Origin of the sequence: Caldisericum sp. (assembly GCF_049967455.1) — a bacterium.
Classification (GTDB): domain Bacteria; phylum Caldisericota; class Caldisericia; order Caldisericales; family Caldisericaceae; genus Caldisericum; species Caldisericum exile_A.
Map to the genome: position 1 here is coordinate 1 of NZ_JBMFSR010000042.1, position 8,045 is coordinate 8,045.

5 protein-coding genes and 1 pseudogene are annotated in these 8,045 nt (G+C 34.6%); 4 read left to right on the forward strand and 2 right to left on the reverse strand.

The window, feature by feature from the left end; translation table 11 throughout:
- Positions 1-416: pseudogene (locus ACP5SP_RS06815) on the reverse strand (radical SAM protein); the annotation flags it as partial.
- 848 nt (positions 417-1,264) lie between these two features.
- On the opposite strand from ACP5SP_RS06815, the gene ACP5SP_RS06820 reads away from it, so the two are divergent.
- The gene (locus tag ACP5SP_RS06820; RefSeq protein WP_416085751.1) at positions 1,265-1,465 is read left to right on the forward strand and encodes a hypothetical protein; all 201 of its coding nucleotides are present in this window, start codon (positions 1,265-1,267) and stop codon (positions 1,463-1,465) included.
- On the opposite strand, the gene ACP5SP_RS06825 is transcribed toward ACP5SP_RS06820, so the two are convergent.
- Positions 1,462-2,724, reverse strand: a complete 1,263-nt coding sequence (locus ACP5SP_RS06825) for a DUF2334 domain-containing protein (protein ID WP_428076315.1) — start codon at positions 2,722-2,724, stop codon at positions 1,462-1,464. The genes ACP5SP_RS06820 and ACP5SP_RS06825 overlap by 4 nt on opposite strands.
- An 81-nt stretch (positions 2,725-2,805) precedes the next feature.
- Between ACP5SP_RS06825 and ACP5SP_RS06830 the strand changes: the two genes are divergently transcribed.
- The 3 genes from ACP5SP_RS06830 to ACP5SP_RS06840 all read left to right on the forward strand — a co-directional run bounded on the left by ACP5SP_RS06830 (position 2,806) and on the right by ACP5SP_RS06840 (position 7,718).
- Positions 2,806-3,474, forward strand: coding sequence for a glycerophosphodiester phosphodiesterase (locus ACP5SP_RS06830; protein ID WP_424587066.1), 669 nt, complete (start codon positions 2,806-2,808; stop codon positions 3,472-3,474).
- Between the two features lie 117 nt (positions 3,475-3,591).
- Complete coding sequence (locus ACP5SP_RS06835) at positions 3,592-5,346, forward strand: ABC transporter ATP-binding protein (RefSeq protein ID WP_428076316.1); 1,755 nt, start codon at positions 3,592-3,594, stop codon at positions 5,344-5,346.
- A complete protein-coding gene (locus ACP5SP_RS06840; protein ID WP_424587068.1) occupies positions 5,343-7,718 on the forward strand; it encodes an ABC transporter ATP-binding protein in 2,376 nt (791 codons plus the stop codon). The genes ACP5SP_RS06835 and ACP5SP_RS06840 overlap by 4 nt, the downstream gene beginning before the upstream one ends.
- The last annotated feature ends 327 nt before the right edge of the window (positions 7,719-8,045 follow it).

Consider the following 8,045-nt stretch of genomic DNA (forward strand, 5'->3'; position numbering starts at 1 on the left):
TCGTAGGAACCTGCCCAACATCCAATGCAGTTATAATTACACCTTTCTGTTGGGTCAACGAGCATAAACCAAGGGACTTTAAAACCTTCTTTAACTGTAATGTTTCTTTGCTTTGGCACACCATACCAACCTGCATTCACTATAAAATTGACAGCAATTTTTTGAAGGATATCTTTTCTTGTATCTTTAAACAGATTTACAACATATTGTTTTGTGGGAGTATCCGAACTTATTACATCGAGGACATTTTTTATTTGGTCTTTAAACAATTGGTCAAAGTGAAGCGTATTTGAAAGTCTATAAAGTGTTTCAAAACCCCTCTTTAGATTTTCTTCAGGATTTTTATAGACATAGCCAATAAACCATTCAATAGTCCTTGACAAAGCTCTTCTCTTTATTTCCTCTCCTATACTCATCTTGCGCCTCCTTTAACCAAATTTTTGGTTTTTTAGGTAATATATTATACACTAAAAATTTTTTTGAAAAAATTACTTGTCAAGATTATTTAAAGAAACAAATCAAACTATTACTTAAATGAGGAAAGACATTTACTTATAACTCCGAGATTAGTGAGGCAAGACTACACTTTTTGTTCATCGTATATAATAGTATGGGCAGTGAGTAAGAGGAACATACTCTTTAAAAGTGCATCGTAGGAATTGTTAAAGGTATGTGGGGAAGTGATGATTTTTCTTCTGCCATCCCGAGGTAAGCGACCTGCGATTTCCTACTTTTAATGGAAGTAAGAGGGAGAGAATTTTAAATCTCCATCTAAATAAGAAATTCCCCGCCTTCGGCTTCGGAATGGTGCCCGAAAATCTAAAATGTTTCCATTTTTAGGAGGAAGTTAGAAGGGAAGGGCAACCTCCCTTCTAATATATGAGATATATTGCTTTGCTCGATATGACTTTGACTTCTGGGGAAGCAGGAAAGAATGATCGCCCTTTGTTTAGTATTAGCTAAATTACAGCTGGAACTTACACATATCCAAAAAGAGTATTATCTATATTATGAAATACAAAAACTTATGGGGCGATTTTCGATGAATACAACTTTTATGGTTATTGGATTTATGATCTATCAAATCTTAAAGAGGAGTAAAGAAAATTCCATCTTGATAGCTAAAAATTTGCAGAGGAAGAAAGTGATACTGAAAAAGAATCTTATAAAAAGGATTTCATCAAGGATGTAAATAATAGAAAGTGTTTGGAAGACAGCCTAATTTTACATCTTTGAAAAATCTGTAAGACATGTCCTTGATCTAATGGTAAAATTTGATAAAGAATGGGGCAATTATCTCAAGGAGTTTGATAAATTTGACAAAGCAATAGGCGATTTGAGAGATACATATAACAAATTAGTTACGACAAGAAAGGACAAATTGGACTCAATCTTATCGGAAATTGAAAGTAAGAAAGCACTAATGGATAAAGCCGAGAATGGGGCAGAGGAAAAGATAATTTAATCCAAAATGATTACTTCTTTGTTAAATGGGTTTACTTGAATAACTGCAATAAATCTTGATACGAAATCTTTTGAAACATAAACAGGTTGATTTGAGGAAAATATTAAAATATCAGGAATTTTATTGTTTGAATTATATTCCTTATCATTTATAAAAACCGTGCCTTTTGTTATTTTAAATTTATTTCCATTCACTTCAAATTGAATGCTTCCGTTTGCAAAAGAATACTTAATGTTTAGCGATGATAAAATTTCAACAAGTGGTAAATAAATCGTACTGTTCTTAAAAATTAATTTGTCTTTGAAAACTAAATACAGGTTATTTACTGTATAGAACTTTGCGCTTGGGTTAAAGGTTAAGATGTTTAACTCGTTTATCGTTTTGAATGTAAAACCCATTTCCTTAAGGTTCTTAACGAGAGCTTCAAGGTATCCAAGACTTGAACTGATGTCAAATTTTATCAAATCATGTCCTGCATATAATCTTTTAAAGTCTCTAAATGGATGGAAAAAGAAACTTACAAATTGAGTGCTCCTTGCACTAAAAAGAATTCTCTCAACATCAAATTTGCTCTGAATCGCTAACTGTGGCGTTGGTATAAAATAAACTGGCTTTTTGTCACTCCTTAAATCATAGTGAACTGAAATTGTTTTGGATCTTCGAAATCGAAAATCAGGCTCGTAAAAAAGAGTAAAATACTTTGCAAACACTTTGTATTGAGATGGTGTTGCAGTGTAATGTGGCGTTTCCCAGTAATAAAATTTAATTCCAGATTTTTCAAATGTTTCTACTGCACTCTTCATATGTTCCAAAGCATAAGTATCCGTTGAACACTCATTGCATTTCCCAAACTCAAAATCAGCAGTTGAAATTCCCTCTCCATGCTGATGAGTATAGCCATGAATTCCGATAACTCCACCACGAGTTGCCATATATAGAATTGTCTCTCTAAAAGCCTTCATTTCAGGACTATTGGGATCGCTCATATCAAGGCTAATGTGTTCTTGAGGATTTATATAAATAGGGACAACTGAAACATGAAATGGCACATGTTCACTATAAAGGTAATCTGCAGTTTTTCTTAGGACTTCAAGACCATTTTCCTGTATTGCATACCAAGGACTTACATCTTCAAGCCTTATAAGCGCTATTTTGGGTTCTTTAAGATTTATATAGGTTTTTTCGCTTGCAAAAATCGTTTCGCTTACATTAAACAACAATAAAAAAATAATAAAAACACCAAGTATTTTCTTTTTCATGTTATAAGCAATTATATCAACTTGCTTACAGGATTGCAAGAGTTTTTAAAACAAATAATATAATATCCTTAGGAGGTAAAAATGAAAGTTTTGGGACATAGAGGCTGTAAGTATGAAGTTGAAAACACAATTCGAAGTTTTGAGAGAGCCTTTGAACTTGGTGCAGATGGAATTGAGCTTGATACACAGTCAACCTCGGATGGAGTAATTGTTGTGTCTCATGATGAGAACCTCAAGCGTGTTTTTGGTGTTGATTTCAAAATTCAAGAGCACACACTTTTTGAACTTGAAGGTATTACAAAAGATGGAGAAAAAGTCCCTACACTTGAAAGTGTCCTTGAAATTGCAAGAAGTAAAAACAAAATAGTAGATGTAGAGTTAAAAAATCCTAAAGATCTTGAGGCTGTTTCAAAAATCGTCCAAAGTTTTAATTACGATGGATTTTTTATTTCATCTTTCTACCACAGCGCAATGCTTGAAGGAAAAAAGCGTTTTCCAAAAATTCAATTTGCGTTTCTATATGCGCATGTTCCCACGGATATTTCTCTCTACGCAAAGGAGATCGATCTTTTAAAACCAGAGGTTGAATTTGTAATTCCGGAATATAAAAATTATGCTTCGATTACTATTCCATGGACTGTAAATGAGAAAGAAGACTTTGAAAAACTCCTTGCTTTAAATATCTTCGCGGTTATTTCTGACTATCCTGATAAAATCCTTGCATTTATTCGTGAGAGACAAGCTCATTAAATAACTTGCTAAAAAAACTAATTAGTGTTATAATTTTATTATGTATAATTTAATATATTATATATTACAATTTAGTATAAAAGCGAACTTTAAGCAGTTTAATTTTAGGAGGTATATATGCGGAGTTTATTAAAACTCTATGGAAACCTGAAAAAATATTGGTTTCTTATAGTTCCAGCAATTATTTTTATCTATCTTCAGGTCAGAGCAAACCTTGAACTACCGACAATTATGATGAGGATAGTTAATGACGGTATCCTCCCGGGTGATATAAATTACATCTGGCAACAGGGAATGTTTATGCTTGTTATAGCTGGTTTGGGAATCCTTGCTTCAATTGCTGCTAACTTTCTTGCCTCTCACGCCTCAATGGGACTTGGAAGGGATATAAGAAGTAAATTATTTAGACATGTAGAAAGTTTTTCTCTTTCAGAATTCAATAAGTTTGGTGCGTCGACACTTTTGACAAGAACCTCAAACGATGTAGTTCAAATTCAACAATCCACCCAAATGCTCATTATGATGCTTTCAAACGCTATATTTACAGGCATCGATGCCCTAATTCTTGCATATAATGCAAGTCCGTATCTTACGAGAGTTTTATTTGTTGCAATACCTATAATTGCTCTTGTAATTGCAATTTTCATAAAACCTATTACAACACTATTTTTACTCATCCAGAAAGAAATTGATAAGATAAACAAAGTTGTAAGAGAAAACATAACGGGAGTAAGAGTCATAAGAGCATTCAATAAAATAGACTACGAAAAGAAAAGATTTGATAATGCTAATCTTGACGTAACCAACACATACATAAAGGCAAATAGAATTATGGCAGTTCTTATGCCTCTTGCAATGATTAGTATGAACCTTGCAACGGTTGCAATAATTTGGTATGGTGCAAAGGGAATCGATCTGGGAAATACAAATCTTGGTTCGATGGTTGCGTTTATTCAATATGCTATGATGATTCTTATGAGTATTGTCTTCCTTACGATACTTTTTGTAATGCTTCCCCGTGCAGTTGCCGCAAGTGAAAGAGTTGTAGAGGTACTTGAAACACCAATTGAAATTAAGGATCCTGAAACACCAAAAGCATTTTCGGATGAAAGGAAAGGAAATATCCAATTTATTGATGTTAGTTTTAAATATATAGGTGCAGAAGAACCTGTTCTTCATAATATCACATTTGAGGCAAAGCCAGGCGAAGTTGTGGGTATTCTTGGAACGACAGGAAGTGGTAAAACCACGCTTGTTAACCTAATTCCAAGACTTTACGATGTAACCTCGGGGAGACTCCTTATTGATGGTATTGATGTAAGAGATGTACCACAAGAAGAATTGAGAAAGCGTATAAGTTATGTACCACAGCGCGCGGTCATCTTTACAGGAACAATAAAGGAAAATATCAAGATGGGTAAACCTGATGCAACAGATGAAGAAATTATTGAGGCAGCAAAAATTGCACAGGCACATGGATTTATAGAAAGATTACCACAGGGCTATGATACAATTATTTCAGAGGGTGGAACAAACCTTTCGGGCGGACAAAAACAGAGGATTTCAATAGCAAGAGGAATTTTAAGAAGAGGCGATATATTTGTATTTGACGACTGTTTTTCTGCACTTGACTTTAAAACTGAAGCAAAATTGAGAGCAGCACTTAAAGATATTATAAAGAATTCAACTGTTATTCTTGTTGCCCAAAGAGTTGCAAGCGTTATGAATGCAGATAAAATTGTCGTTCTTGATGAAGGAAGAATCGTTGGTATCGGAAACCATAAAGAACTAATGGAGACATCAGAAGTTTACCGTGAAATCGTCTTCTCGCAACTATCACAAGAAGACCTTGTAAGGGAGGGTTTAGTATGAGCGACAAGAAAAAAGAAATTCAACAACCAATTGGTCCAATGATAATGGGCGGAGGGCAACGCGGCTTAAGAGGCGCTGTTGAAAAACCGAGGGACTTTTGGAGGACCTTTAAACGCCTTGTAAGATACCTAAAGCCACAACTTTTAAAGTTGATCTTGATAACCATTCTTGCAATTGCAAGCACTGTCTTTATGGTATATGGACCAAGGATAAGCGGAAATGCTATTAATGAAATCACAAATGGATTTATTGCACAAAACCTTGTTAATGGAATTTCAAAAGCACAAGAGCAGGCAGTTCCTAAAGTTAAAACCATGCTCGATGAGTTAAACAAGGCAAAAATACAAGCAGAAAAGATTGCAGAAGCACAAGTCTTAAAACAATTCGAAGGAAAACCAGTTCCACAGAGCATGATTAACGAAGCAGTGGCAAAAGCAAAAGAAGAAGCAGATAAACAAGTTTTAGCACAATTTTTATCGAAGGCAGGCTTAACAGAGGAGCAATTCAATGCAATTCAAAAATTTGTTAGTTTTCCTATTATAAATACAATTTCTGATTACAATCAACGTGCAACTGCCGTAAAGGAAATAATTGATCTGAATAAGAGTTTATCCCTTGATAAACTTTCCATATTTATGGGAAGTGAAACAGGCTCTACAGCTCAGATGAAGAATTTTAAGTTTTCAGAAACAGACCTCACAAATTCGCTTGATATAATCAAGAAAAATGGGGGAAGAATACCTTTTGATAGCTTAGGACAAATTCTTCTTTTGCTTATAGCTCTTTATGTGTTAAGTTCGTTCCTTACATTCCTTGTCCAGTATATAATGTCGGATGTTGCACAAAAAACTACATATTCTCTTCGAAAAGACCTTTTTGAGAAATTAATGAGACTTCCTATAAAGTATTATGACTCGCACTCAACAGGTGATATTTTAAGCCGTATGAGTAACGACCTTGACACAATTTCGACAACACTTCAGCAGAGCATTACGCAAATTATAACTTCAACAACACAGCTTATTGGTTATTTAATAATGATGATAACAATAAGTGGTAAACTTACAATTATTGCAGTTTTAAGTTTGCCTGTTTATTCTATTACTATGTGGCTCATCATTAGATTTTCTCAGAATTTCTTTAGACAACAACAGATCCACCTCGGACGCCTTTTAGGTCATGCAGAAGAAATGTACACAGGTCATGCCGTTGTAAAGACTTACAACAGAGAAAAAGATTCAATTGAAAAATTCGAGACTATAAATAAAGATCTCTACAATGCTAACTGGAAAGCACAATTTTTGACAGGCATAATGATGCCAATGACAAACTTTATAAGTAATATTGCATATGTGTTTATTGCAGTTTTTGGTGGAATATTCGTTACTCACAATGTTCTTAATCTTGGTGATATAACTGCATTTATTCAATATTCAAGGTCTTTCTCCCAACCAATAATCCAAATTGCAAACATTTCTAACGTTCTGCAGTCAACGATGGCATGTGCAGAGAGAGTATTTAATGTGCTTGATGAAAAAGAGGAGATTCCAGATCCAGAAGATGCAATTGTACTCTCTAACCCACGTGGTGAAATTGTATTTGATAATGTCGATTTTAGTTATATAGAAGAGAAGCCGCTCTTTGAAGATCTTAATCTTGTTGCAAAACCTGGAGAAATGGTCGCAATAGTAGGTCCTACAGGGGCAGGAAAAACAACCATTGTAAACTTGCTTATGAGATTCTATGAAATTAAGGATGGTGTGATATGGTTTGATAGGGTTGATACCAGAAAAATTAAGCGTGGAGACTTGAGAACAAAAATTGGAATGGTTTTACAGGATACTTGGCTTTTTAATGGCACTATTAAGGAGAACATTGCATACGGAAAAGATGGCGCAACAGACGAAGAAGTCGTCCAAGCTGCAAAGTTAGCTCATGCTGATAGATTCATAAGAAGTTTACCTCAAGGATATGATACAGTGATTAACGAAGAGGCATCTAATATCTCTGCAGGTGAAAAGCAACTCATAACAATTGCAAGGGCTTTTCTTGTTAATCCGACTGTGTTAATCCTTGATGAAGCAACAAGTAATGTTGATACAAGAACAGAAAAGCTCATTCAAAAGGCAATGGAAAAACTCATGCAGGGAAGAACATCTTTCGTTATCGCCCACAGGCTTTCAACCATTAGAGATGCAAAGACAATCCTCGTTATGAATAACGGAAAAATTATTGAGCAAGGCACACATGAAGAACTTTTAAAGAAGAAAGGCTTCTATGCAGAACTTTACTACGCCCAATTTGTTGGTGCATTTGATAGCGAAGCAATCCCTAATCCAGAGGCATTGAAAACAGAAGAGGAGGTAAGTTAGTTATAATGCATAAATATTAGTGATTTTACAATTGCCCCGAAGGTCAAATGATTTTTCAGATGAAGTTTATTTAGAGATCTTTTTCTCTATATTTAATAGAAGATCCTTTAGAAAGAAGTAAATTTCTCCATTACTCGAAGGGGTAAAAGTCCCCCATCAACCATTAGAAAGGGGGGTGCCCCCTTTCTAACTTACCCCCAAATCAAAGTTATTATTTGGGGGAGTATTGAGGGGGTAGTTTGTTGCCTCTCAAAATAATTGTCATATCGAGCAAAGCGAGATATCTCCTCTGTTTATATTGGAGTAGATAAGCATCCCCCCTTTGAA

Bases quoted from the DNA above. Each gene is read 5' to 3' on its own strand.
- ACP5SP_RS06820 (WP_416085751.1), top strand. From the start codon at position 1,265: ATGGTAAAATTTGATAAAGAATGGGGCAATTATCTCAAGGAGTTTGAT.
- ACP5SP_RS06825 (WP_428076315.1), bottom strand. From the start codon at position 2,724: ATGAAAAAGAAAATACTTGGTGTTTTTATTATTTTTTTATTGTTGTTT.
- ACP5SP_RS06830 (WP_424587066.1), top strand. From the start codon at position 2,806: ATGAAAGTTTTGGGACATAGAGGCTGTAAGTATGAAGTTGAAAACACA.
- ACP5SP_RS06835 (WP_428076316.1), top strand. From the start codon at position 3,592: ATGCGGAGTTTATTAAAACTCTATGGAAACCTGAAAAAATATTGGTTT.
- ACP5SP_RS06840 (WP_424587068.1), top strand. From the start codon at position 5,343: ATGAGCGACAAGAAAAAAGAAATTCAACAACCAATTGGTCCAATGATA.